Source organism: Tersicoccus mangrovi (genome assembly GCF_036881825.1).
In the GTDB taxonomy this organism is placed as follows: domain Bacteria; phylum Actinomycetota; class Actinomycetes; order Actinomycetales; family Micrococcaceae; genus Tersicoccus; species Tersicoccus mangrovi.
In genome coordinates this window covers 69621-94702 of the sequence record NZ_JBAJMW010000008.1, presented here as the reverse complement: position 1 = coordinate 94702, position 25082 = coordinate 69621, and the positions used below count along the sequence as shown (strand labels likewise).

Below are 25082 nucleotides of genomic sequence, written 5' to 3'. Positions count from 1 at the left end.
TGCGTACGGAGGTCACCCCCGATGTCTGCCGGAGAACGGCTCGATCGATCCACGTCACCGACCGGAGCCACCACCGTGGACCCGGCACGGGACGAGGTCTTCGTGGCGAACTACTACCAGCACCTGTCCGCCGAGGACCTCGCGTCCTACGAGAAGGACACGCTGATCCAGCGCATCCACCGGCACCAGGAACTCGCGGCCATCCGCCGGCGGGGCGAGGCGCTCGTGTTCGCCGACTCCGAGGCGGACGCCACCGTGCTCTACGTCGTCACCGACGACATGCCCTTCCTCGTCGACTCCGTCGTCGCCGAGATTGCCCGACACCACACGGCCATCCGGCAGGTCAGCCACCCCACCTTCATCGTCACCCGGGACCGGGTCACCGGCCGGCTGCGCACCGTCGAGAAGGTCCCCAGCCACAGCGGCGTCTCCAGTGGGGACACCGCCGCCCTCCCGCACGTGTCCGCGCGCGTCGCCGACGGCGAGTCCGGGGACACCGTCAGCACCGTCGAGTCGTGGATCGCCGTCGAGGCGGCCCGGATGGACTCCTCCGACGCGCGCGACGCCCTCGTCGACGGCGTCCGCCGCGTGCTCGGCGACGTCCGCGCCGTCGTCGAGGACTTCACCCCCATGCGGGAGGCGCTCATCGACGCCGCCGAGGGGCTCGAGGCCCTGACCGACCCGACCATCACCGCTCGCACCAGCGGAGCCGAACTGCTGCGCTGGCTCGCCGACGACAACTTCACCCTCGTCGGCTACCGCGAGCACGATCTCGTCGACCGCGACGGGCACGAGGTGCTCGTCAACCGGCCCGGCACCGCCCTCGGGGTCCTCCGGCACGCCGAGCACGTCCAGCACCAGCTGACCAGCGCGGGGGAGAAGAAGGCGCGGGAGAAGACGGCACTGGTCATCACCAAGGCCAACTCCCGCTCGACCGTCCACCGGCCCGCCTGGCTGGACTACCTCGGGGTCAAGGACTTCGACGCCGCCGGCAACGTGATCGGCGAGAAGCTGTTCCTCGGCGTGCTCGCCGCCGGCGCCTTCACCGGGTCCGTCGAGGACATCCCCCTCGTGCGGGACAAGGTGCAGGCCGTGCTGCGCTACTGCGGTTTCCCGCCGGATTCCCACTCGGGCAAGGACCTGAAGAACATCCTCGAGACGTACCCGCGCGAGGAGATGTTCCAGATCAGCACGCCCGAGCTGATCGACACGGTCACCGCGATCCTGCACCTGCAGGAGCGGCGCCGCACCCGGCTGTTCCTGCGCACCGACGTGTGGGGCCGGTTCGTCTCCGTGCTCGTCTACCTCCCGCGCGACCGCTACACCACGAGCGTCCGGCACCGCATCGAGAACGAGCTGACCACCGCGTTCGGCGCCGAGTCCATCGACTTCGAGGCGCGGATGAGCGAGTCCGTGCTGGCCCGCCTCTACTTCCGCATCCGGCTGCCGCAGGGCGTCGAGGTGCGCGACGTCGACGTCGACGACCTCGAGAAGCGCGTCCAGCGGGCCGCCCGCTCCTGGTCCGAGGGCATCGACCAGGTGCTGCGCACCCGCGCGGACCTCACCGAGGTCAGCCGGCTCGCCGGCCAGTGGGCCGAGGCCTTCCCGGCCGCGTACCGCGCCGACTTCGAGGTCGAGGACGCGCTCGAGGACATCGGCCGCTTCGAGGAGGCCGAGGCGAGCGGACACCCGCAGCTCGTGCTCCGCTGCCCCGACGCCTCCGACACCGACGACGGCGGCCCCACCTCGGCCGCGGACGCGCGCCTGAAGATCTACCTCACCGAGCCGCGCTCGCTGACCGCGCTGCTGCCGGTGTTCCACAATCTCGGCCTCCAGGTGCTCGACGAGCGGCCCTTCCTCATCGAACGCGCCGACGGCACCCGGTTCCACCTGTACGACCTGGGCCTGAAGTACCCGGCGGGCATCGATCCCATGGCCGGCGCCGTCGATCTCGCCGACGCCTTCCGCGCCGCGATGGCCGGGGTGACGGAGACCGACCGGTTCGACCGGCTGATCCTGGCCGAGGGCCTGCACTGGCGCCAGGTGCAGGTGCTGCGCGCGTACGCCAAGTACCTGCGCCAGCTCGGCAACCCGAGCTCCTACGGCTTCATGGGCGACACCCTGCTGGCCAACCCGGACGTCGCGCGCGCCCTCGTCGCGGTCTTCGAGTCCGCGTTCGACCCGCAGCTCGGCGCGGCCGACGACCCCGCCCGGGTCGCGCGGCGGGAGCAGGCCGGCGCCACGCTGGACGCGGCGATCGAGGCCGTGGCCACCCTGGACGCCGACCGGCTGCTGCGCGCGTTCGCCGAGGTCATCGGCGCCACGCTGCGCACCAACTTCTACCAGGGCTCGGCTCGCCTGGCCTTCAAGCTGGCCACCCGCGAGATCAGCGCCGCGCCCGCACCCCGGCCGGCGTTCGAGATCTGGGTGTACTCGCCCGAGGTCGAGGGCGTGCACCTGCGCTTCGGCGCCGTCGCCCGTGGCGGACTGCGCTGGTCGGACCGGCAGGAGGACTTCCGCACGGAGATCCTCGGCCTGGTCAAGGCGCAGACGGTCAAGAACGCCGTGATCGTGCCGACCGGCGCGAAGGGCGGCTTCTACCCCAAGCAGCTGCCGGACCCCGCGGCCGACCGCGCCGCGTGGCTCGAGGCCGGCCAGGACGCGTACCGCACCTTCATCCGCGCGCTGCTGGACCTGACCGACAACCGGGTGACCGGCGAGGACGGCACCGCCCGCGTCGTCGGTCCCACCGACGTCGTCCGGCACGACGGCGACGACCCGTACCTCGTCGTCGCCGCCGACAAGGGCACCGCCGCCTTCTCCGACACCGCGAACGCGATCAGCGCCGAGTACGGCTTCTGGCTCGGCGACGCCTTCGCCTCGGGCGGCTCCGTCGGGTACGACCACAAGGCCATGGGCATCACCGCCCGCGGCGCGTGGGAGTCCGTCAAGGCGCACTTCAAGGAGCTCGGCACCGACACGCAGGCGGACGACTTCACCGTCGTCGGCGTCGGCGACATGAGCGGTGACGTGTTCGGCAACGGCATGCTGCTCTCCGAGCACATCCGCCTCGTCGCCGCGTTCGATCACCGGCACGTCTTCCTCGATCCGAACCCGGACCCGGCCGCCTCCTTCGCCGAGCGCCGCCGCCTGTTCGAGCTGCCGCGTTCGTCGTGGGCCGACTACGACACGGGCCTCATCAGCGCCGGCGGCGGGGTCTACCCGCGCACGGCCAAGTCGATCCCGGTCACGGACGAGGTCCGCACGGTCCTCGGGCTGCCCGACGGCGTGCAGCAGCTCAGCCCGCCCGAGCTGCTCAAGATGATCCTCGCCGCGCCCGTCGACCTGCTCTACAACGGCGGCATCGGCACCTACATCAAGGCGTCCACGGAGACCAACGCGTCGGTCGGCGACAAGGCCAACGACGCGATCCGCATCGACGGCGCCGACGTGCGGGCCCGGGTGATCGGCGAGGGCGGCAACCTCGGCATGACCCAGCGGGGCCGTATCGAGGCAGCGCTGGCCGGCGTCATCCTCAACACCGACGCGATCGACAACTCCGCCGGCGTGGACTGCTCGGACCACGAGGTCAACATCAAGATCCTCGTCGACTCCGCGGTGCGCACCGGCCGGCTCGACGCCGACGAGCGCGCCTCGTTCCTGCACGCCATGACCGACGAGGTCGCCGAGCTGGTGCTGGCCGACAACGTCGACCAGAACCTGCTGCTGCTCAACGACAAGCAGCACGGTCCCGAGTGGGCGCCGAGCTTCGAACGGCACATGGACTGGCTCGAGGACCACGCGGACCTGGACCGGGCGCTGGAGTTCCTGCCGACGACGGACCAGGTCGAGGCGCGCATCGCGGAGGGCCGGGGCCTGACGTCCCCGGAGCTGTCCGTGCTCGCGGCCTACGCGAAGATCCAGCTCACCGGGGCGCTGCTGCGCAGCGACGTGCCGGACGACCCGTGGTTCGAGGACGTGCTGCTGGCCTACTTCCCGCACCCGATCCGGGAACGGTTCCATGACGAGGTGCTCGCCCACCCGCTGCGCCGGGAGATCATCGCGACCGCCGTCGCCAACGACATGGTCAACATCGGCGGCATCACCTTCGCGTTCCGCGCGATGGAGGAGACCGGTGTCGACGAGGCGTCGATCGCGCGGGCGTTCACCGCGCTGCGCCGCATCTACGACCTCGACGACGTCGTGCGCATGCTCACCGAGGTGCCGGCCGGCGTGCCCACCGAGACGTGGTGCCAGATCTACTCCGACATGCGTCGCCTGCTGGACCGCGCGGTGCGCTGGTTCGTCACACACGGTTACGCCGACGAGCGGATCGGCCGGTCGGTCGAGCTGTTCGAGCCGGTCATCGACCCGCTGCGCGCGGGCATCAGCCGGTTCCTGTGCGGCACCGACCTGGAACGGGAGCGGTCCTGGTACCAGCGGGCGCTCGACGGCGGCGTGCCGGACGGCCTGGCGACCCGGTGGGCCGGCCTGTTCGAGAGCTACGCGCTGCTCGACGTCGCCGAACTGGCCCGCCAGAGCGGACAGCCGGTCGAACTCGTCCTCAGCACGTACTTCGCCATCTACGAGCGGTTCGAGGTGGACGATCTGCTCGAGCGGATCACCCGCCTGCCCCGGCAGGACCGGTGGCAGGCGCTCGCCCGAGGCGCGCTGCGTGAGGACCTGTACTCGACCGTCGCCGACCTGACGACCACGGTGATCGAGTCGACCGAGGACACGCCCGCCGCCGAGGGACCGGAGCGGCTCGACCGCTGGCAGGACCTCAACGGTGAGCGACTGGACCGCGTGCGCAGTATGTTCAATGAAGCGACCACCCGCCAGACAGACGACATGGCGTCCCTGTCGGTGGCGCTGCGACTGCTCCGCTCCATCGTCCGGAGGTGACATGGCCATCTTCACCGACCCCATGACCAGACGCGCGGACTTCGGTCCGGGCGACGCCGAATGGTTGCATCTGCTGGTCGGGGACTGGCAGCTCGTCGCGGACCTCGCGTTCGCGGACCTGGTGCTCTGGTTCACCGATGGGGACGGTGGGTACACGGCCGTCGCGCACGTCCGCCCGTCCACCTCGCACACGGTGTTCCACACCGACCCGGTGGGGGAGCAGGTCCCGGACGACCTGGCCCCGCTCGTCGCGCGGGCCGAGGCGAGTCGGCAGATCGAGCGCAGCTCCACCACGGACTGGGCGGACGAGCACGGTACGCAGGTCGAGGCGGTGCCGATGGTGCGCAACGGCCGTACGCTGGCCGTCATCACCAGCCACCTCGACCTGTCGACCGCGCGGTTGCCGTCCCGGCTGGAGATCACGTACCGCCAGTGCGCGTTCGACCTGCTGCGGATGTGCACACTGGGGCTGTGGCCGGACTTCGCGACGCCGACGAGCACGCGGCGGGGCGCCCCCCGCGTCGGGGACGGGCTGATCCGGCTCGACGTCGAGGGCACCGTCCAGTACGCGAGCCCGAACGCGGTGTCCGCGTTCCGGCGGCTGGGGGAGCTCGACTCGCTCGAGGGCCAGTCGCTCGCCCGGGTGACGACGTCCCTGCTGCGCGACCAGCGGCTGGTCGACGAGACCCTCCCGCTCGTGCTGACCGGCCGGATGCCGTGGCGCACCGAGGTCGAGAGCCGCGGCGTGAGCCTGACGCTGCGGGCCATCCCGCTGCGGGACAGCGACGACCGGTTCGGGGCCCTGGTGCTGTGCCGGGACGTCTCGGAGCTGCGGCGCCGGGACATGGAGCTCGTGTCGAAGGACGCGACCATCCGGGAGATCCACCACCGGGTGAAGAACAACCTGCAGACCGTCGCCGCGCTGCTGCGCATGCAGTCCCGCCGGATGAAGTCCGAGGAGGGCCGGCAGGGCCTCGAGCAGGCGATGCGCCGGGTGGCGACCATCGCCCTCGTGCACGAGACGCTCTCGCAGGGCCTGGCACAGAACGTCGACTTCGACGAGTTGATCGGGCGGCAGATCCGGCTCGCCGCGGAGGTGGCGTCCCCGGGTCAGGAGGTCCGCACGTCCCTGGTCGGCCGGTTCGGGGAACTGCGCAGCGACGCGGCCACTCCGCTCGCACTCGTCATCAACGAGCTCGTGACGAACGCCGTCGAGCACGGCCTGCGGGACAGCTCCGGCACGGTGACGGTCTCCGCATGCCGCACGCCGTCGGAGGAGCAGCCGCAGGAGCTGACCGTGACGGTCGAGGACGACGGCGTCGGCCTGGCCGCACGGCCGGGCGTCGCCGGGGGTGCCCCGGTGTACGAGCCGGAGCACGAGGGACTGGGCATGCAGATCGTGCGGACCCTCGTCGGCAGTGAACTGGCCGGCACCATCGGCTGGGAGCCGCGGCCGGACGGCGGCACCCTGGTGCGGGTCACGATCCCGATGCGCAGCGCCACCGAGGTCGACTGAGGAGCAGCCCTGCCGGGTCGTCCGTCGCCCGGTCTTTCAGACGCCGATGGCCCGCACCCTTCCGGGGTGCGGGCCATCGGTGTCTGGTGCGGAAGGTCTGTGTCTGTTGCGGACGGTCAGCGTCTGTTGGGGAAGATCTGTGTCTGTTGCGGACGGTCAGCTGGCGCGGCGGGCGCGGGCGGCGCGACGCTTCATGGCGCGGCGCTCGTCCTCGCTCATGCCACCCCAGACACCGGCGTCCTGACCGGTCTCGATGGCCCACTGCAGGCAGGTGTCCATCACCGGGCAACGCCGGCAGACGCTCTTGGCCTCCTCGATCTGCAGGAGGGCCGGGCCGGTGTTGCCGACCGGGAAGAACAGCTCGGGGTCGCGTTCGAGGCACGCGGCACGACTACGCCAATCCATGGTGATACAACTCCTTTGCGCGGTGACTGGAATCGACCAGAGGGCTCACAGTCACCAGAGAACAATCAGTCAAACGGACCCGGGGTTGGGGTCGACGTTCACGGCTCGTTCAAGCCTGACATGCAACGTTTTGGCAAACAAGAGGTCATGTGTCGGACATTCGCCACAGCGCTGAGAAAAAGATCACAACGTATCCCCTTGCCCTGACGGAGCCCCTGTGCGCGGCCTTAAGCGGCCGCCGGACTAGGCTGCCCGGGTGAGGACGGAGCCCCATGACTGAGAACCGACCGGCCGACGACACCACCGGCGACGGCGGACGGCCGTCCCCTTTCGACACCACGGATCAACGGCGCGCGGTCGCCCGCGATTCCCGACCCTCCGCCGTCCTGGTGCTGGGTGCCCTGGTGCTCCTCGAGGTGATCGGGTTGCTCGCGGTGGCGATCTGGTACGCGGTGGAGCTGGTCTCGTCCCCGGCCGCCTCGGTCGGCGGTGCGGTCTTCACGCTCGTCCTCCTCGTGCTCGTCGCGGTCTGGCAGGCGGTCAGCGCGGTAGCGTTGACCCGTGGCCGTCGGTGGGCTCGCGCCGCTGTGCTGGTGTGGCAGTTCTTCCTCTTCGCGATCGCGATCCCGACGCTCACCGGCGGGTTCTGGGCCTGGGCCCTGCTGCTCGGTGTGCCGGCGCTGGTCGTCATCTATCTGCTCTTCCGTCGCGACGTCGTCGCCTTCACCACCCCCGCTCCGACGGCCGGCTGAACGGGTCGGCCGGGGCGTCGGCCACCTGGAACGGGTGGCGGCCGGCGCCGTCCACCCACACCGCCCGGCCCGGCACCGTGGTCGGGTCGACCGGAAGCCGCAATCCCAGCGGCAGCAGCGTGGCCGGGTCGTCCATGCCGACCACCACGAAGCGGCGCTCCATCAGTGCCACGGAGATCAGCGGCAGCCGGTGCGCCAGTGCGGTGGACGTCGCCACGGCCACGATCGCCGCGTGGCCCGCGGCCAAGAACGCCGTCAGTCGCTGCACGGTGACCGGGTCGGCGGTGTCCGCGTCGTCGAGGAGCAGCACCGACGGCGGCGACTCCTGCAGCGACCGGTCGGTCCCGACACCGGGCCACGAGCCGGTCCAGAGCGTGTCCTCGTTGAGCGCGACGAGGGCGCGGAGGAGTGTGCTGCGGCCCGATCCCGGGGCGCCGACCACCGGCAGGACGCGACCCGGGGTCGCGGGAAGTCGCTGCGATTCGTCGCCGTCACCCCCGACGCCGACCAGCAGCGACCATCCGGCCGACCGGCCGGTGCTCGCCACGGCCGGACCGTGCTCCTGCTCCGGCTTCCGCCATCGCGCCAGGTGAGCGAGTGACACCCTGGTCGGCAACGGCCGCATCACGGGGCCGTCGCGCGTCGGGCCGCCCCGGTCCGGGGGCGCGGTGATCGCCTCCGGCCGCGGCGGAACGATCAGCTGGGCCCGGGCCGGAGCCGGACCGACGTCGGGCGCTTCGACGACGACGCGCCCAGGGACGGGTTCGACGCGGGGCAGCCGCGGCCATTCCGCGACGGCGAGGGGGTCTGTGGACCCGGGCACGTACACCCGCCGGGCCAGACCTGCGAGCAGCCGGCTCCCCAGCAGGTCGCGGCCACCGCTGACGACCAGCCCGAGTCCCGCCGTCGACGAGGCGGCGGCCAGGCGAAGCACCAGCTCCTCCCCACCGGACCACGGCTGCGCGCGGAAGACGGCGCTCCACGCCGCCCAGTCGTGGACGACGAGCAGCAGGGGCGTGGTCGAGGCCTCGCGCTCCTCGCCGGTGTCGCGTCGGGCCGCGGTGAACCGCGCCGACGTCCGCGCGTCGAGGGTCCGAGCCAGGCGCTCGAGCACGCGGACAGCGCGCTGCGGCTCGCACGTCGCGACCCGCGCCCCGATGCCGTCCGCGGGCAGCACGCCGTCGAGGGCACCGGTCGCGTCGAGCAGATAGCAGCGCACCCCGGTGGCGGTGGCCGCGAGCACGCGCCGCACGACGTCGTCGACCGCCGGCCTGTCCTCGCCGAGCACCGCGAGGTGCGGGTCGATGCCGGGCAGGTGGAACCAGGGCTGGAGCCGTTGGTCGTCCGGCCGGTCGACGGCGGCGAGCGGACCGGGCCCGGGCGCGGTGCACGGGTCGGCGAGGAGGACGACGTCCGAGCCGGTCAGGGCGGAGGGCAGCGGCGGAGCGATCACACGCCGCCGTCGGGCGCCCGTCGGGTTCGGGAGCGCGACGGCTTGCTCGGGCGACCCGGGAAGGCCGAGCCAGGCGTCCGCCGGGATCACTTCCCCGGTCCAGTCGGCGATCCTCGGGCCGGGCGATCGGTCCTGCGCGGCGGTGCTCGCCGTCTGGAAGAGAACCGGGTCGTGGTCACCGACGCTGATCCAGCCCCGCCCCGGAAGGCGCGCCGGGAGTGCGGCGGCGACCGGTGAGCCGAGCACATCGAACGACTCGTCGGCCGACTGGGTGCGCAGGGCGATCCGGATGGCGGTGTTGGCGCGGATGTCACCGTTGATCGCACCCCGTGGCCGCTGCGTCGCCATCACCAGGTGCAGGCCGAGAGACCGGCCCTGCGCCGCGAGCCGCACGAGCTGGGCCAGCCCTTCGGGATGGTCGTCGACCATGACACGGAATTCGTCGATGACGATCACGACCCGCCCCGGTGCGGCGTCGACCGGGATGGCCGGGTCGTCGACGCTGTCGGCGTTCCACCGACGCAGGAGGGCCTCGCGTCGTCGGAGTTCGGCGCGCACGGAGGCGAGCGCGCGCTCCAGGCCACCATCCAGGTCGGTGATCAGCGCGTCGCAGTGCGGGAGGGCGGCGAGGGGGGCGAGGGCGGTCCCGCCCTTGAAGTCGATGAGCACGAGGCCGAGCTGGTCCGGGGTGCGTTCCCGGGTCAGTGACGAAATGAGGGTGCGCAGCAGCTCGGACTTGCCCGCACCGGTCGTGCCGGCGATCAACACGTGTGGGCCGTCTGCGGCGAGGTCGATGACGAGCGGGCCGTCCGCGGTGACGCCGAGGACGCACGGCAGCCGGGCCACGGCGATCTGCCGCTGCGCACTCCGTGCCACCGCGTCGGCGGAGCAGCGGGCCGGCAGCGCGGTCGGGGACCGGGCGACGGCAGCCGGGTGCGACGAGCTCGCTCGCCACAGACAGAGACGCTCGAAGGCTGCGGACGGCATCAGGTCGGGGAGGAACGGGCGGTGCTCCTGCGCTGTGACGAGCCATGCCGTGCCGCTCGAGCCGGTCGGGCCCGCAGGGTACGGCACCGTGCCGGCGTGCACGGTGACCGATCGTGAGCCGGCGATCCGCCGGAGGACGTGACGAGCCGAGAGCGGCTCCGACGTCCGGTCCGAGAGCGACTCCGAGACCCGACTCGACCAGGCCCGCAGCGGACCGCGGTGCCGCTTGGACGACCGTGTCGACGAGGCCGGTGCCGACGAGGAGCGTGTCGACGAGGACAGAGTCTCGCCGGCCGGCTGAGGACTGCCACGCAGCGATACATCCAGCTTCGGTACACCCTGCCTCAAGACGCCGTGCCTCGACTGACCAGGGCTCGACGGTCCAGGCGTCGAACCCGTCGAACCCGTCGGGTTCGAGCGGGTCGTCGTCGTCACGCCGAGCCGGACGACGGCGCGACCGGGTGGCGGGGCTGCGCCGTCGGCAGCGCTCGCCGATGCGCGCAGCAGCCAGAGCGCAGGCGGCGGATCGCGGAGAAGACGCTCGAGTGCGATCCGCCCCCAGGGGTCGAGTCGGTCCAGGTCCACGATGAGCACATCCGGGTCAAGAACCGCGCCAGCACCGGTATCGATGCTGCCGCGATCCTCCGACGCCGAGGCGCCGCCGTCCCGGCGTCGGCTCACCTCCTGCAGGGCGGGGGAGAGGACGGTGACGAACGGCAGCAGCCTGGCGTGCACGGTGATCTCCGGATCGGCGCACAGGTGCACCCGGGGAACCGGATCCAGGCCCGCGAGCTGCGTCAGGACCGATCGCAGCAGGCCGGCCACCTGGCCGGCCGGCCCGGTGACCTCGGTGCGTCGGCACGCGGCCAGGTCGAGGAGGACCGCCCGGGCGGGCGGCAGGGGCGTGGCTCGCGATCCGGGGAGGCGGAGGGCTCTGCGTGCGGCCCGGTGCGCGGAGCGACGACCGTGGCCGCGTCCGCCCCGACGGCCGACCGGGTCGGCGGCCGTCGGCGCGAGACCGAGACGCAGGAGGGCCGCCACGGTCGGCGACGGCCCCGGCCCGAGCGCCACCGCTGGTCCCGCCGTCGGTCCAGGGGACGTCTCCCGCCCGAGAAAGTCGGGCGCGCCAGGCGGGTACTCATGGTCGCCGTCCGCCCGGATCTGGGGGCCGTCGCGAGCGCCACGGTCGCCGTCGAACGCGGCGCATAGCCCGGGACCGCCGCCGGCGTGCCGGCGGGCCGCGAGCGCCTGCAGCGCCAGGTCCGGCACGGCGGTGCCCTCGTCATGGGCCGCCTCCGTCGGACGTCCTCCCCGCCGCGCCTGGCGCCCACCCGCACCGTCGTTCGCGGCGGAACCGTGCCGTCTCGCGTCCCGTGCTGCACGGAACGTCGTCCACGCCGGCACCACACTCACCGGAACCGACATCGCGGACAATCCCAGCAGGAGCCAGGACCCGGTGGTGATCGCGAGGACGATCCCGATGAGCAGCGGCAGAACCGCCGAGAGGACCAGCAGGGACGGTGACGCACCCCGGCCACCTGGCGCCGGGGGCACGACGGGTGGGGCCGCGACGGCCGGCAGCGCGGTGACCGTCGGATGCGCCGGCAGCGGCCGGTCGGTGGCGAGCAACCGGAGCGGAACCGACCCCACGACGATCCGGGAGTCCACGGTGATCACGGCCTGCGCTCGCGGATGACCGTCCACGGTGAGCCCGTTGGTCGACCCCGCATCGGTGAGCAGGACGCGGTCCGGCAGGACGTCGAGCACGGCGTGGCAGCGTGAGACGGACGGGTCGTCGATCACGAGGTCCGCCCCGGAGCGCCCGATCGTGTGGCGGCCCCGGTGGAGCGCCAGCAGCGTGCCGGCTCCCGCGCCGCCGACCACGCCGAGCACGAGTCCCGCCGCGAGGTCCCGTGGGCCGGGACGCATGGCATGAACGCTCTCGGGACCCGGCGGTGGTGCTCCGACACCGACGCGGACGACGAGCGTCCCGGTCGGCGGCAGGACGCGGATCCGCTCCAGGGGCACGCCGGCGACCGCACCGTCGTCCCGGCCACACTCCTTGCGCAGCAGGGCGGCGAGAACGGCACCCGGGCCGGTCGGCGCGGACCGGCCGCCCTCCTGCTCCGCTGCTGCGGCGGGTAGCGGAGGGTGCTCGTCGGGCAGGTCCGCGACCAGGTGGACCACCGGGGTGCTGCACCGGCATTCGAGCGCGCTCGCCGTACCGCCGTCGTCGGCACCGGCTGCCACCCCGGCCCGGGCCGCCCCGAACTCGGCCGCTCCGACCTGAAAGCCGGGAGCACCCTCCACCGCACCCCTGCCGCCGGCCCCCGGCCCGTGCACCAGCACGATCTGTACCCGCACGTCGTCCTCCGTCCCCACGTCGTCGGCTCGACGCTAGGACGGGCGCACCGCGCCCGGGCGGCTTCGGCGTGACGATGTGCACAACCGGACGGGCGCCGCCCCGTGTGGAGGGAGAACCGCCCGGTGAGGCCCCCGCCGTCGGCGGTGCGGCACGCCGTCCTGCCCCGCGTTCCCGGCCGTCAGCGGCTACCCGTCGGGTAATCTTGGGGCGGTGCTTCCCGGGCGGCGTCCTGCGCGCGCCCGGATTCCTCGATCTCCAGGAGTGTTGGTGAAAGCTGATCTTGTCGTCGTCGGCTCGGGCTTCTTCGGCCTGACCGTGGCCGAGCGAGCCGCGGAGGAACTCGGGTTGAAGGTGGCGGTGCTGGATCGGCGGCATCACATCGGCGGCAACGCGTACAGCGAGAACGAGGAGAAGACCGGCATCGAGGTGCACCGCTACGGCGCGCACCTTTTCCACACCTCCAACGAGCGGGTGTGGGAGTACGTCAACCGGTTCACCGCCTTCACGTCCTACGTGCACCGCGTCTACACGCGCCATCAGGGCGAGGTCTTCCCGATGCCGATCAACCTCGGCACCATCAACCAGTTCTTCCGCTCCGCCTACGGCCCCGCCGAGGCCCGCGAGCTGATCCGGGAGCAGGCCGGCGAGCTTGCCGGGACCGACCCGCAGAACCTGAACGACAAGGGCATCCAGCTGATCGGCCGCCCCCTCTACGAGGCGTTCATCAAGTACTACACGGGCAAACAGTGGCAGACGGACCCCAAGGACCTGCCGGCGGACATCATCTCCCGGCTGCCCGTGCGCTACACGTACGACAACCGCTACTTCAACGACACGCACGAGGGCCTGCCGGTCGACGGCTACACCGCGTGGATCGAGCGGATGGCGGACCACCCGAACATCGAGGTCCACCTGAACACCGACTTCTTCGACGAGCAGCACGAGCTGGGCCGCAACGCGGTACTCGGCCAGGTGCCCGTCGTCTACACCGGTCCCGTGGACCGCTACTTCGGCTACGCCGAGGGCGACCTGTCGTGGCGGACCATCGACCTCGAGGAGGAGGTCCTGGACATGGAGGACTTCCAGGGCACCCCGGTCATGAACTACCCGGACGAGGACGTGCCGTTCACCCGCATCCACGAGTTCCGGCACTTCCACCCGGAGCGGGCCTACACCAAGGACGCGACCGTCATCATGCGGGAGTACTCGCGGTTCGCGGAGAAGGGCGACGAGCCCTACTACCCGATCAACACGGCCGACGACCGCGCCAAGCTCCTGGCGTACCGCGACCTCGCCCGCGGCGAGAAGTCGGTGCTGTTCGGCGGCCGCCTCGGCACCTACAAGTACCTGGACATGCACATGGCGATCGGCTCCGCGCTGACCATGTACGAGAACAAGATCAAGCCGCACTTCAGTGGCGGGCAGCCGCTGGTCAGCGGGGGAGTGGACGAATGAGCGCCGACGCGACGAGTACCAACCAGCCGGCCGACGGCACCGCCACCGGAACCGGCAGCGAGGCACGCTACACGACGCTGCAGCGGGTGATCCTGCCGACCGCGGCGCAGATGGACACCATCCCGCTCTACGTGGACATCGGCAGCGCCGCGGGCGCCCAGCTGTCCACGATGGACGGCTCGGCCGAGGACTCCCGCGGCGTGGACCGTTCGGTGCCCGTCTCCAGCAGCGGCGGCACCGCCCACGCCGAGGACTTCATCAGCCGCACCGCCACGACGGTGCGTGCCGGCAACCGCATCTCCTTCGCAACCTACTTCAACGCGTTCCCCGCCTCCTACTGGCGGCGCTGGACCACGGTCGAGGCGGTCCGGCTCTCCGTACGCACCCGCGGCACCGGCACGATCATCGTCTACAAGTCCAACGCCCGCGGCTCCCTGCAGCGCGTGGACTCGACCCGCGTGAGCGGCCCCGCGGACACCGTGTTCGACCTGCCGCTGGCGCCGTTCGGCGACGGCGGCTGGTACTGGTTCGACCTGGTGGCCGGCAACGAGTCGCTCGTCCTCGAGGAGGCCGGCTGGCAGGGTGTCGACGACGGGCACACGCCCGGCCGGATCACCCTGCAGATCACCACGATGAACAAGGTGTCCTACTGCCTGGACAACCTGCGCCTGCTCGCCGACAGCCCCGAGGCGCTGGAGCTGCTGCAGGAGATCCTCATCGTGGACCAGGGCTCGTCCAAGGTCGCGGACCACCCCGACTTCGAGACCGTCGCCGCCCGCCTGCCGGGCAAGCTGCGCATCATCAACCAGGCCAACCTGGGCGGTTCCGGCGGGTTCTCCCGCGGCATGTACGAGGCCGTGCAGAACGGCAGCGACTACGCGCTGCTGCTCGACGACGACGTCGTCATCGAACCGGCGTCCATCAGCCGGCTCCTGATCTTCGCCGACCGGTGCCGGAAGCCGACCATCGTCGGCGGCCACATGTTCGACCTGTACAACCGCACCGTGCTCCACACGTTCGGCGAGGTCGTCAACCCGTGGCGCTTCCAGCCGGACCAGCCGGTGCCCGAGCAGGTGCTCGGCCACGACCTCGAGCGGTTCACGCTGCGGAACACCCCGTGGCTGCACCGCCGCGTTGACGTCGACTACAACGGCTGGTGGATGGACTTGATCCCCACCAGCGTGATCCGCGAGCTCGGCCTGTCCCTGCCGGTGTTCATCAAGTGGGACGACGCCGAGTACGGCCTGCGCGCCAAGAAGGCCGGCTACCCGACGGTGTCGCTGCCCGGCGCCGCCGTGTGGCACGTCTCCTGGATCGACAAGGACGACCTCGTCGGCTGGCAGGCGTACTTCCACATCCGCAACCGGCTCATCTCCGCGCTCATCCACTCCCCGTACGAGCGGGGCGGGAAGGTGCTGCGCGAGTCCGGCTACGCCGACATCAAGCACTTGATCTCGATGCAGTACTACACGGCGGCCGGCCGGGCGATGGCGCTGGAGGACGTGCTCGCCGGGCCGGACCAGCTGCACCGCATCCTGCCCGAGCGCATCAAGCAGATCCGGGGGATGACGAGCGAGTACCCGGACGCGCAGCTCGCGCCCGACGTCGAGAAGTACCCGGCCCCGCACGTGGAGAAGCCCCCGCGGCACGGTCGCGGCTTCTCCGCCCCGGGGTACTCGAAGCTGGTCCCGTGGGCCGCGAAGACGGTGACCCGGCAGCTGCTCTCCCCGGTCTCGGAGTCCGCGAAGGAGCGCCCGCAGGCGCACATCGCGCACCAGGACAACAAGTGGTGGCGCATCTCGCAGTACGACTCGGCGCTGGTCTCCAACGCCGAGGGCACCGGGGTCTCCTGGTACCGGCGCGACCCTGCGGAGCTGCGCCAGCAGCTGACCCGCTCGGCGGCGCTGCACGCGCAGCTGCTGCGCGAGTGGCCCCGGCTGCGCCGGCAGTACCGTGAGGCCGCGGCCCGGATCGCCTCGATCGACGCCTGGGCGGAGACCTTCGCCGCCTACACGGAGGGCGAGGTGCGGCGGTGACCGCGCTCGACCCGCTGGTCCGGCCGGGGCAGGGGCGCGGCCTGGCCGACGTCTTCCGCCACGCCTACCTGCTGCGGCTGCTGGTCAACAAGGAGATCCAGGTCCGCTACCGCGGCTCGGTGCTGGGCCTCGTGTGGTCCTACATCAAGCCGGGCGTGCAGTTCCTCGTGTTCTACCTGGCCCTGGGCGTGTTCCTCGGGCTGAACAAGGGCATGGCGAACTACCCCGTGTACCTGTTCTCGGGCATCGTGCTGATCAACTTCTTCGGCGAGGCGTTCGGCAACGGCGCCCGGGCGATGGTGGCCAACGGGGCGCTGATCAAGAAGATCTACCTGCCCCGCGAGCTGTTCTCGGTCTCCACCGTGTGGGTCGCCCTGATCCACTTCCTGCCGCAGCTGCTCATCCTGCTGATCGCGTGCTTCGCGGTCGGCTGGCACCCGGGCCTGCTGCAGATCGGCTCGATCATCGTCGGCATGGTCATCATGGTCCTGCTCTCGGCCGGCCTCGGTCTGCTGTTCGGCGTGGCCAACGTGTTCTTCCGGGACTCGGAGAACATCGTCGACCTGATCACCATGGTCGCCACCTGGCTCTCCCCGGTGCTGTACGTCTGGACGATGGTGCAGAAGGAACTGCCCGCCTGGGTGTTCCCGATCTACATGTCCAACCCGATCACCGTGGCCGTCGAGCTGTTCCACTACGCGTTCTGGCTGCCGACCACCGACGGGGCGACGGACATCCCGCCGCACCTGCTCACGCAGTGGACGCCGATCGCCGTCGTGATCAGCGTGCTCGTCCTCGTCGTCGGAGATCTCGCCTTCCGGAAGCTGGAAGGTCACTTTGCCCAGGAGCTGTGAATGAAGAGCCAGAACCGCCTCACGACGCCGTCGGGGGCCTCGGCCGCATCGCCGGGCGCCGGCTCGGACGACGACCTCGTCATCGTCGCGAAGAACGTGACCAAGAAGTTCGTGTTGCGGCACACCCGGTCGATGAAGGAAGCCTTCGTCTGGCTGGTCAAGGGCCGCCGCGGTGACCTCTCCGAGCGTTTCAAGGCGCTCGACGACGTCAGCTTCGACGTCCGGCAGGGCGAGTCGGTGGCGCTGCTCGGACTCAACGGGTCCGGCAAGTCCACCCTGCTGAAGCTGATCTCCGGTGTCATGCGGCCCGACGAGGGCGACGTCGCCACCCGGGGTCGCGTGGCCGGGCTGATCGAGGTCGGCGCCGGTTTCCACCCGGACCTCACCGGCCGGGACAACGTGTACCTCAACGGCGCCATCCTCGGGATGACGCAGCAGGAGATCGAGGACAAGTTCGACGACATCGTCGCGTTCTCCGAGATCGAGCAGTTCATCGACACCGAGGTGAAGTTCTACTCCTCGGGCATGTACCTCCGGCTCGCGTTCGCCGTGGCGATCCACACGACGCCGGACGTCTTCCTCGTCGACGAGATCCTCGCCGTCGGCGACGAGCCGTTCCAGAAGAAGTGCATGGAGCGGATCTCCGAGATGGTCGACCAGGGACGCACCCTCGTCGTCGTCAGCCACGAACTGGACAAGGTCGCGCAGCTGTGCGACCGCGGCATCCTCCTCGAGCACGGCCGCAAGGTCCTCGACGGTCCCGTCGAGAACGCCATCAAGCGGCTGCGCGGCGAGGACTGAACGGTCGCCGGGGCGACCCGGTGACCACACCCGCGCCGCCCACCGGCGGCGCGGAGGCGCCCGCGTCGCAGACCGCGCACGCCGGCCCCGGCGGCTACCATTGACCGGGGCTCTGCGCGGATTTCCGCGGGCGCCCGAGACCGAAGAACGCGGGAGACAGGTAGGCCGTTACGTGAAGATTGCAGTCATCGCTCTGGGGAAGATCGGCCTTCCGCTGGCCGTCCAGTTCGCCTCGAAGGGTCACGACGTCGTCGGCGTCGACGTGAACCCGACGGTCGTGGACCTGGTCAACGCGGGCCGGGAGCCGTTCCCCGGCGAGGCGCACCTTCAGGAGAAGCTGTCCGAGCTCGTCCCGGCCGGCCGGCTGACCGCCACGACCGACTACGCGCAGGCCGTTCCCGGTGCCGACGCCGTCGTGCTCGTGGTGCCGCTGTTCGTCGACGACCAGGCCCGCCCCGACTTCGGCTGGATGGACGACGCGACGCGCTCCCTGGCCGAGCACCTGACCCCCGGCACCCTCGTCTCCTACGAGACGACGCTGCCCGTCGGCACCACCCGGACCCGGTGGAAGCCCATGCTCGAGGAGATCTCGGGCCTGACCGAGGGCACCGACTTCCACCTCGTGTTCTCGCCCGAGCGGGTGCTCACCGGCCGGGTCTTCGAGGACCTGCGCAAGTACCCCAAGCTGATCGGCGGCCTGAGCGAGGCCGGCGCGGCGAAGGCGAAGGAGTTCTACGAGGCGGTGCTCGACTTCGACGAGCGCGCCGACCTGCCGCGTACCAACGGCGTGTGGGACCTCGGCTCCGCGGAGGCCTCCGAGCTCGCGAAGCTGGCCGAGACCACGTACCGCGACGTCAACATCGGCCTGGCCAACCAGTTCGCCCGGTACGCGGGCCAGAACGGCATCGACGTCTACAACGTCATCGAGGCGTCCAACTCGCAGCCCTACAGCCACATCCACCAGCCGGGCATCGCCGTCGGTGGCCACTGCATCCCGGTGTACCCGCGCCTCTACCTGTGGAACGACCCGGACGCCACGGTCGTGCGCGCCGCTCGTGACGCGAACGCCGGCATGCCGGACTTCACGATCGGCCTCCTGGAGGGCGCGCACGGCGACCTGGCCGGCCAGCGCGTCGTCGTCCTCGGTGCCGCCTACCGCGGCGGCGTGAAGGAGACCGCGTTCTCCGGCGTGTTCGACGCGGTCCGCTCGCTGACCGAGCGGGGTGCCGTCGCGCTCGTGCACGACCCGCTCTACACCGACGAGGAGCTGCAGAAGCTGGGCTTCACGCCGTACCACCTCGGCGAGCCCGTCGACGCCGCCGTCGTGCAGGCCGACCACGCCGACTACCGCACCCTGGCGCCGGCGGACCTGCCCGGCATCCGCACCTTCATCGACGGACGCCGCGTGTCCTCGCCCAAGGCGTGGCCGTCCGTGACCTACCGGGTCATCGGCCGGCCGGCCGAGGTGGACGCGTCCCAGTGAGCACCCGGATGGGCGGGCGTGCGGACGTCGACGCGCCGCCGGAAGTGGCCCGCGCGTCCGTCGACGCGCCGCCCCGCATGGTCGCCATCGTGCCGTGCCACAACGAGGAGGCCGCGGTCGCCAAAGTCGTGGCCGATCTCCGCGCCGCCGTGCCCGGCCTGGACGTATTCGTCTACGACAACGCGAGCACCGACGACACCGTTCGCGTGGCCCGCGAGGCCGGGGCGACGGTGCGACGGGAGGACCGCAAGGGCAAGGGGAACGTCGTCCGGCGCGCCATGGCGGACCTGGACGCCGACGTCTATCTGCTTATCGACGGGGACGACACGTACGACGCCGCCGCCGCGCCGGAGCTGATCCGCACGCTCCTGGACGGACCGTACGACCAGGTCACGGGGGTCCGGAGTCAGCAGACGGAGTCCGCCTACCGGCCGGGACACGCCCTGGGCAATCGCGCGTTCAACGAGACCGTGAGTCGCATCTTCGGGTGGCCGGTCAACGACATGCTGTCCGGCTACCGCGTCTTCAGCCGGCGGTTCGTCAAGTCCTTTCCGGCCGACTCCCGTGCGTTCGAGATCGAGACGGAACTCACGATCCACGCCATCGCGACCCGCGCCCCGCAGACGGAGGTGCCGGTCGGATTCCGGGACCGGCCTGCCGGGTCCGAGAGCAAGCTGCGCACCTACCACGACGGTTTCCGCATCGTCGGCATGATCGCGAAGCTTCTCCACCACGAGCGGCCGTTCTTCTTCTACGCGGTGTTCGGTCTTCTCTGGTTGCTGGTGGCGCTCATCCTGGGCATCCCGCTGGTGGTGGAGTTCGTCCACACCGGGACGGTACCGCGGATGCCCACGGCGATCCTGGCGTCGTCGCTGGTCGTCATCGCCGTCCTGAGCCTGATGGTCGGAATCCTCCTGGACGGGGTGAGACGTCTGCGTCAGGAAGTCCGTCAGATGACCTACCTGTCCGTCGCCGGTCCGCGATGGCAGGCGAATCGATGAGCAGCAGCGGTGAAGAAAGGAGCTTGACGTGACCGACAACGAGATCGCCGGACCACCGGCCCAGGTGGTCGACAGCGCCGACGTCTCCGAGCGCGCGACGCTCGGGGCGGGCACGAAGATCTGGCACCTGGCGCAGGTGCGCGAGGACGCGGTCCTCGGGGACAACTGCATCGTGGGCCGCGGCGCCTACGTGGGCACCGGGGTGCGGATCGGGGAGAACACCAAGATCCAGAACTACGCGCTCGTCTACGAGCCGGCCGAGCTGGGCCGGGGCGTCTTCATCGGACCCGCGGTGGTACTGACCAACGACACCTACCCGCGCTCGATCAGCCCGGACGGCTCGCTCAAGAGCGCCCACGACTGGACGCCCGTCGGCGTCACGATCCAGGACGGGGCATCGATCGGCGCGCGCAGCGTGTGCGTGGCGCCCGTGACGATCGGCCGGTGGGCCACGATCGCCGCCGGCGCCGTGGTGGTCAAGGACGTGCCCGCGTTCGCGTTGATGGCCGGGGTCCCGGCCCGCCGGATCGGCTGGGTGGGCAAGGCCGGCCACCCGCTGCGGGAGCAGGACGGTCTCTGGGTGTGCCCGGATACCGGGGAAACGTACGTGCAGAACGGTGACGAGCTCACCGAGTCGGAGGAGAACGCATGAGCAAGGACTTCATTCCCGCCGCCAGGCCCATCGTGGGCGAGGAGGAGCGGCGTGCCGTGGACGCGGTCCTCGTCAGCGGCATGCTGGCGCAGGGCGCCGAGGTCGCCTCCTTCGAGCAGGAGTTCAGCGACGTGCTCCTGGACGGCCGCGCGTCGGTCGCCGTCAACTCGGGCACCTCGGGTCTGCACCTGGGTCTGCTCGCCGCCGGCATCGGCGCCGGCGACGAGGTCATCGTCCCGTCCTTCACCTTCGCCGCCACCGGCAACTCGGTCGCCCTGACCGGCGCGACCCCCGTCTTCGCCGACATCGAGCTGGACCACTACGGCCTCGACGTCGACCACGTGGCCTCGCTCATCACCGAGAAGACCAAGGGCATCATGCCCGTCCACCTGTACGGCCACCCGTTCGCGGCGGACCAGCTCAAGGCCCTCGCCGACGAGCGCGGCATCGCCCTGTTCGAGGACGCCGCCCAGGCGCACGGCGCGAGCCTGCACGGGCAGAAGGTCGGCACCTTCGGCACCTTCGGCGTGTTCAGCCTCTACCCGACGAAGAACATGACGTCCGGTGAGGGCGGCATGGTCTCCACCGCGGACCCGGAGGTCGAGCGCCGGCTGCGCCTACTGCGCAACCAGGGCATGGAGAAGCAGTACGAGAACGAGCTCGTCGGCTTCAACGCCCGCATGACCAACCTGCACGCCGCCATCGGCCGCGTGCAGCTGACCAAGGTCGAGGGCTGGACGAAGACCCGGCAGTCCAACGCCGCGTACCTGACCGAGAACCTGCAGAACGTGGCGACGCCCGCCGTCGCCGACGGCGCCGTGCACGTCTACCACCAGTACACGATCCGGGTGCCCGAGGACCGGGACGGCTTCGCGAAGGCCCTGCGCGAGCAGTACGACATCGGCTCGGGCGTGTACTACCCGGTGCCCAACCACCGCCTGCCGTCCTTCCACCGGACCGAGGACCTGCCCAACACCGAGATCGCGGCGGCCCAGGTGCTGTCCCTGCCGGTGCACCCGTCGCTGGACGCGGAGGACCTGGACCGTATCGTGACGGCCGTCAACGCCCTCGCGGCGGCGGGCGCCTGATGGCGGCGAACCTGCGCGCGGGCCTCATCGGGCTCGGCATGATGGGCCGCAACCACGCCCGCGTGCTGCGCGAGCTCGACGGCGTGGACCTCGTGGCCGTCGCCGACGCGTACGGCGACCCGCACGGCGCGGCCGGCTCCCTGCCGGTCCTCGGCGGGGTCGACGAGCTGATCGCGGCCGGCATCGACATGGCCGTCGTCGCCGTGCCCACCGGCCTGCACGAGGAGGTCGGCCTCGCGCTGGCCGAGGCGGGCGTGCACGTGATGGTCGAGAAGCCCATCGCCTCGTCCGTGCCCGCGGGGGAGCGCCTCGTCGAGGCCTTCGACTCGCGCGGCCTCGTCGGCGCAGTCGGGCACATCGAGCGCTTCAACCCCGCCCTGCAGTCCCTGCGGGCCCGGATCGAGTCCGGCGAGCTGGGGCAGGTCTACCAGATCGCCACCCGCCGCCAGGGCCCGTTCCCGGCTCGGATCGCGGACGTCGGGGTCGTCAAGGACCTCGGCACGCACGACATCGACCTGACGGCGTGGCTCGCCCAGTCCCCGTTCGCCTCGGTCAGCGCGCGCACCACGACGCAGTCCGGCCGGCAGTACGAGGACATGGTCGCCGCCGTCGGGACGCTGGAGAACGGCATCATGACGAGCCACCTCGTCAACTGGCTCTCCCCGATGAAGGAGCGCGTCACGGTCGTCACGGGGGAGCGGGGTGCGTTCGTCGCGGACACCCTCACCGCGGACCTGACGTACTACGAGAACGGATCGGTCAAGACGGAGTGGGAGGCGGTGTCCAACTTCCGGGGCGTCTCCGAGGGCAACGTGACCCGCCTGGCCATCGCCAAGCGGGAGCCGCTGCGCGTGGAGCACGAGGCGTTCCGTGACGCGATCCGGGGAACGGCCCACGGCTCCGTCCCGGACATCGTGACCATGCGGGAGGGCCTGAACACGCTGCGTGTCGCCGAGGCGATGATCGCGTCCGCGGCCTCCGGGCAGACGGAGAGGCTGACCGCCTCGTGAGCCGGACCACGGCCCGTCGCGTCGTGGTCGCCAGCCGGGTCTTCGTCCCGGACGTCGCCGCCGCCGCGTTCCGCCTGCGGGCGCTCGTCACCGGGCTGGACAGCCGCGGGGCGGACGTTCAGGTGCTCACGACGACGCCGCCGCGCGGACTGGTCGCCCCGGCCGTGCCGGCACGCGTGCGCCGGTGGCCGGTGCTGCGCGACGCCGGGGGCAACGTGCGCGGGTACGTGCAGTACCTCAGCTACGACATCCCGGCGTTCTTCCGGCTGCTGCTCACGGACGCCGACGTCGTCGTCTCCGAACCGCCGCCCACGACGGGGGCGGTCGTCGCCCTGACGTCGTGGCTGCGCCGCCGGCCGTACGTGTACTACGCGGCCGACGTCTGGTCCGAGGCGCTGGCCGCCATGACCGTCCCGGCCCCGGTGATCGCGCTCATGCGCGCCGTCGAGGGCCGGGTGCTGCGCCACGCGGCCGCCGTCATCGCGGTCTCCGACGTCGTCGGGGAGCAGGTGCAGTCCTTCGGGGTGCCCGCCGAGCGGGTCACCGTCGTGGGCAACGGCGTCGACACCGGGACGTTCCGGCCCACCGACGCGCCCGCGGCCGCCGGGGAGGACCCGTACGTGGTCTACACCGGCACGATGTCCGAGTGGCAGGGCGCGGACGTGTTCGTCGAGGCCATGGCGATCGTCGCCCGGCGTCACCCGCGTGCGCGGCTGCGGTTCTTCGGGCAGGGCTCGGACGAGGCGCACCTGCGGGACCTGGCCGGCCGCCTGTGCCCCGAGAACGTCGTGTTCGGCGGCGTCGTGCCGCCGGCCGAGGCTGCCGCCTGGATCAGCGGGGCCAGCGCCGCGCTCGTGAGCATCAAGCCCGACCAGGGCTACGACTTCGCCAAGCCGACGAAGATCTACGCGGCGGCCGCCTGCGGCACCCCGGTGATCTTCGCCGGCAAGGGCGCCGGTGCCGCCGTCGTCGCGCGGAACGACCTCGGCGACGCCGTCGACCACACGCCCGAGGCCGTGGCGGCCGCGATCGAGGCACGATTGACGGCGTCCTCCACGGACGCCGAGCGGGAGCACCGCCTCGCGTGGGTGCGGGACCACGCCTCGCTCGCCGCCTCCGGTGAGCACGCCGCCGATGCGGTGCTCGCCGTCGTCCGGTAGGCGCCGACACAGCTGCACGAAACACCGACGGGCCGCCACCTCCGCGAGGAGGGGCGGCCCGTCGGTCGTTCAGGGCGGTCGATCAGGTGAGCGCGCTCAGTGTCTGTGCGCCAGCAGCGCGTCGACCGTGCGCTCGGCGGCGTGGCCGTCCCCGTAGGGCTGCGCGTCGGTCGGCTCCGGAGCGGGCCGCTCGACCGTCTGCGCGAGGACGGTCAGGTCCTCGCTGACGAGCGCGTTCCAGCCGAGCTCGACCGTCTCGACCCACTCGGTCTCCGGGCGGATGGTCGTGCACGGCACCCGCAGCAGGAACGCCTCCTTCTGCAGGCCGCCCGAGTCGGTCACCACGCCCGCGCTGCGGCGGACGGCGTCCACGAGGGCCGGGTAGGCCAGCGGCGTCGTCGCCGTGATGGAGCCGGCCGAGAGGTCGATGCCGTGCTGGTCGGCCAGCTTCCGCAGCCGGGGGTGCGCGAGCAGCAGGACCGGCCGGCTCAGGCTCGCCAGGTTGTCGACGATCGCGACGAGCCGGGCGGGGTCGTCCGTGTTGTCCGGGCGGTGGATCGTCGCCACGTGATACTCGCCCTCGACGAGCCCCTCGGGCAGCGGCCGCGGGTCCTCGTCGAGGCGGTCCCGGACGGCGAACAGCACGTCCGTCATCACGTCGCCGACGAGCACCGTGCGGTCACCGAGTCCCTCGGACGTGAGGTGGTCCACCGCCACCCGGGTCGGCGCGAGCAGCAGGTCCGCCGCGTGATCGGTGAGCACCCGGTTGTGCTCCTCGGGCATCCGCCGGTTGAAGGACCGCAGACCGGCCTCGAGGTGGGCCACCGGGATGTGGATCTTGACGGCGGCGACGGCCGCGGCGAGCGTCGAGTTGGTGTCCCCGTAGACGAGCACGACGTCGGGCTGGTGCTTCTCGAACAGGGCCTCGAGGCCGGCGAGCATCGCGCCGGTCTGGGCGCCGTGCTTGCCGGAGCCGACGGCGAGGTTCTCGTCCGGCTCGGGGATGCCGAGGTCGCGGAAGAACACGTCGCTCATCAGCTCGTCGTAGTGCTGGCCGGTGTGCACGATGACGTGCTCGGCGCGGCCCTCCATCGCGCGGGCGATGGGGGCGAGCTTGACGAACTGGGGGCGAGCGCCGACGACGCTGAGGATCTTCATG

General features: G+C 71.6%; 16 protein-coding genes. 13 read left to right on the top strand and 3 right to left on the bottom strand.

All coding sequences use genetic code 11. The annotated features are described in order from the left end of the window. The first annotated feature begins 21 nt into the window (after positions 1-21). Positions 22-4905 carry an NAD-glutamate dehydrogenase gene (locus V6N00_RS15075; protein ID WP_334233568.1) on the top strand — a complete coding sequence of 1628 codons (4884 nt, stop codon included), beginning with the start codon at positions 22-24 and terminating at the stop codon, positions 4903-4905. A gap of 1 nt (position 4906) precedes the next feature. Beyond that, complete coding sequence (locus V6N00_RS15070; RefSeq protein ID WP_334233566.1) at positions 4907-6421, top strand: sensor histidine kinase; 1515 nt, start codon at positions 4907-4909, stop codon at positions 6419-6421. Between the two features lie 156 nt (positions 6422-6577). Here V6N00_RS15070 and V6N00_RS15065 read toward each other — a convergent pair whose 3' ends face one another. Next, positions 6578-6826, bottom strand: a complete 249-nt coding sequence (locus tag V6N00_RS15065) for a WhiB family transcriptional regulator (RefSeq protein WP_076693750.1) — start codon at positions 6824-6826, stop codon at positions 6578-6580. A 272-nt stretch (positions 6827-7098) separates the two neighbouring features. Between V6N00_RS15065 and V6N00_RS15060 the strand changes: the two genes are divergently transcribed. Further along, entirely contained in the window at positions 7099-7578 is a 480-nt protein-coding gene (locus V6N00_RS15060) for a hypothetical protein (RefSeq protein ID WP_334233563.1), read from the top strand. Here the strand turns inward: V6N00_RS15060 and V6N00_RS15055 are convergent. Further along, a complete protein-coding gene (locus V6N00_RS15055; RefSeq protein ID WP_334233561.1) occupies positions 7550-12382 on the bottom strand; it encodes an FtsK/SpoIIIE domain-containing protein in 4833 nt (1610 codons plus the stop codon). The genes V6N00_RS15060 and V6N00_RS15055 overlap by 29 nt on opposite strands. Positions 12383-12650: 268 nt before the next feature. Between V6N00_RS15055 and glf the strand changes: the two genes are divergently transcribed. The 10 genes from glf to V6N00_RS15005 all read left to right on the top strand — a co-directional run bounded on the left by glf (position 12651) and on the right by V6N00_RS15005 (position 23923). Continuing rightward, positions 12651-13838 carry a UDP-galactopyranose mutase gene (glf, locus tag V6N00_RS15050; protein WP_334233559.1) on the top strand — a complete coding sequence of 396 codons (1188 nt, stop codon included), beginning with the start codon at positions 12651-12653 and terminating at the stop codon, positions 13836-13838. Then, positions 13835-15874, top strand: a complete 2040-nt coding sequence (locus V6N00_RS15045) for a glycosyltransferase (RefSeq protein ID WP_334233557.1) — start codon at positions 13835-13837, stop codon at positions 15872-15874. The genes glf and V6N00_RS15045 overlap by 4 nt, the downstream gene beginning before the upstream one ends. Beyond that, complete coding sequence (locus V6N00_RS15040) at positions 15871-16728, top strand: ABC transporter permease (protein WP_334233555.1); 858 nt, start codon at positions 15871-15873, stop codon at positions 16726-16728. Before V6N00_RS15045 ends, V6N00_RS15040 begins: the two co-directional genes overlap by 4 nt. Continuing rightward, positions 16729-17529, top strand: coding sequence for an ABC transporter ATP-binding protein (locus V6N00_RS15035; RefSeq protein WP_334233553.1), 801 nt, complete (start codon positions 16729-16731; stop codon positions 17527-17529). A 172-nt stretch (positions 17530-17701) separates the two neighbouring features. After that, on the top strand, positions 17702-19012 hold the full coding sequence (locus tag V6N00_RS15030) for a nucleotide sugar dehydrogenase (RefSeq protein WP_334233552.1): 1311 nt from the start codon (positions 17702-17704) through the stop codon (positions 19010-19012). After that, a complete protein-coding gene (locus V6N00_RS15025; RefSeq protein ID WP_334233550.1) occupies positions 19009-20013 on the top strand; it encodes a glycosyltransferase family 2 protein in 1005 nt (334 codons plus the stop codon). The genes V6N00_RS15030 and V6N00_RS15025 overlap by 4 nt, the downstream gene beginning before the upstream one ends. Before the next feature lie 28 nt (positions 20014-20041). After that, entirely contained in the window at positions 20042-20665 is a 624-nt protein-coding gene (locus V6N00_RS15020; protein ID WP_334233548.1) for an acyltransferase, read from the top strand. Then, the gene (locus V6N00_RS15015) at positions 20662-21753 is read left to right on the top strand and encodes a DegT/DnrJ/EryC1/StrS family aminotransferase (RefSeq protein WP_334233546.1); all 1092 of its coding nucleotides are present in this window, start codon (positions 20662-20664) and stop codon (positions 21751-21753) included. The genes V6N00_RS15020 and V6N00_RS15015 overlap by 4 nt, the downstream gene beginning before the upstream one ends. Then, entirely contained in the window at positions 21753-22763 is a 1011-nt protein-coding gene (locus V6N00_RS15010; RefSeq protein ID WP_334233544.1) for a Gfo/Idh/MocA family oxidoreductase, read from the top strand. The genes V6N00_RS15015 and V6N00_RS15010 overlap by 1 nt, the downstream gene beginning before the upstream one ends. Next, entirely contained in the window at positions 22760-23923 is a 1164-nt protein-coding gene (locus V6N00_RS15005) for a glycosyltransferase family 4 protein (RefSeq protein WP_334233542.1), read from the top strand. The genes V6N00_RS15010 and V6N00_RS15005 overlap by 4 nt, the downstream gene beginning before the upstream one ends. A gap of 96 nt (positions 23924-24019) precedes the next feature. On the opposite strand, the gene wecB is transcribed toward V6N00_RS15005, so the two are convergent. Then, complete coding sequence (gene wecB / locus V6N00_RS15000; RefSeq protein WP_334233540.1) at positions 24020-25081, bottom strand: non-hydrolyzing UDP-N-acetylglucosamine 2-epimerase; 1062 nt, start codon at positions 25079-25081, stop codon at positions 24020-24022. Position 25082 lies beyond the last annotated feature (1 nt).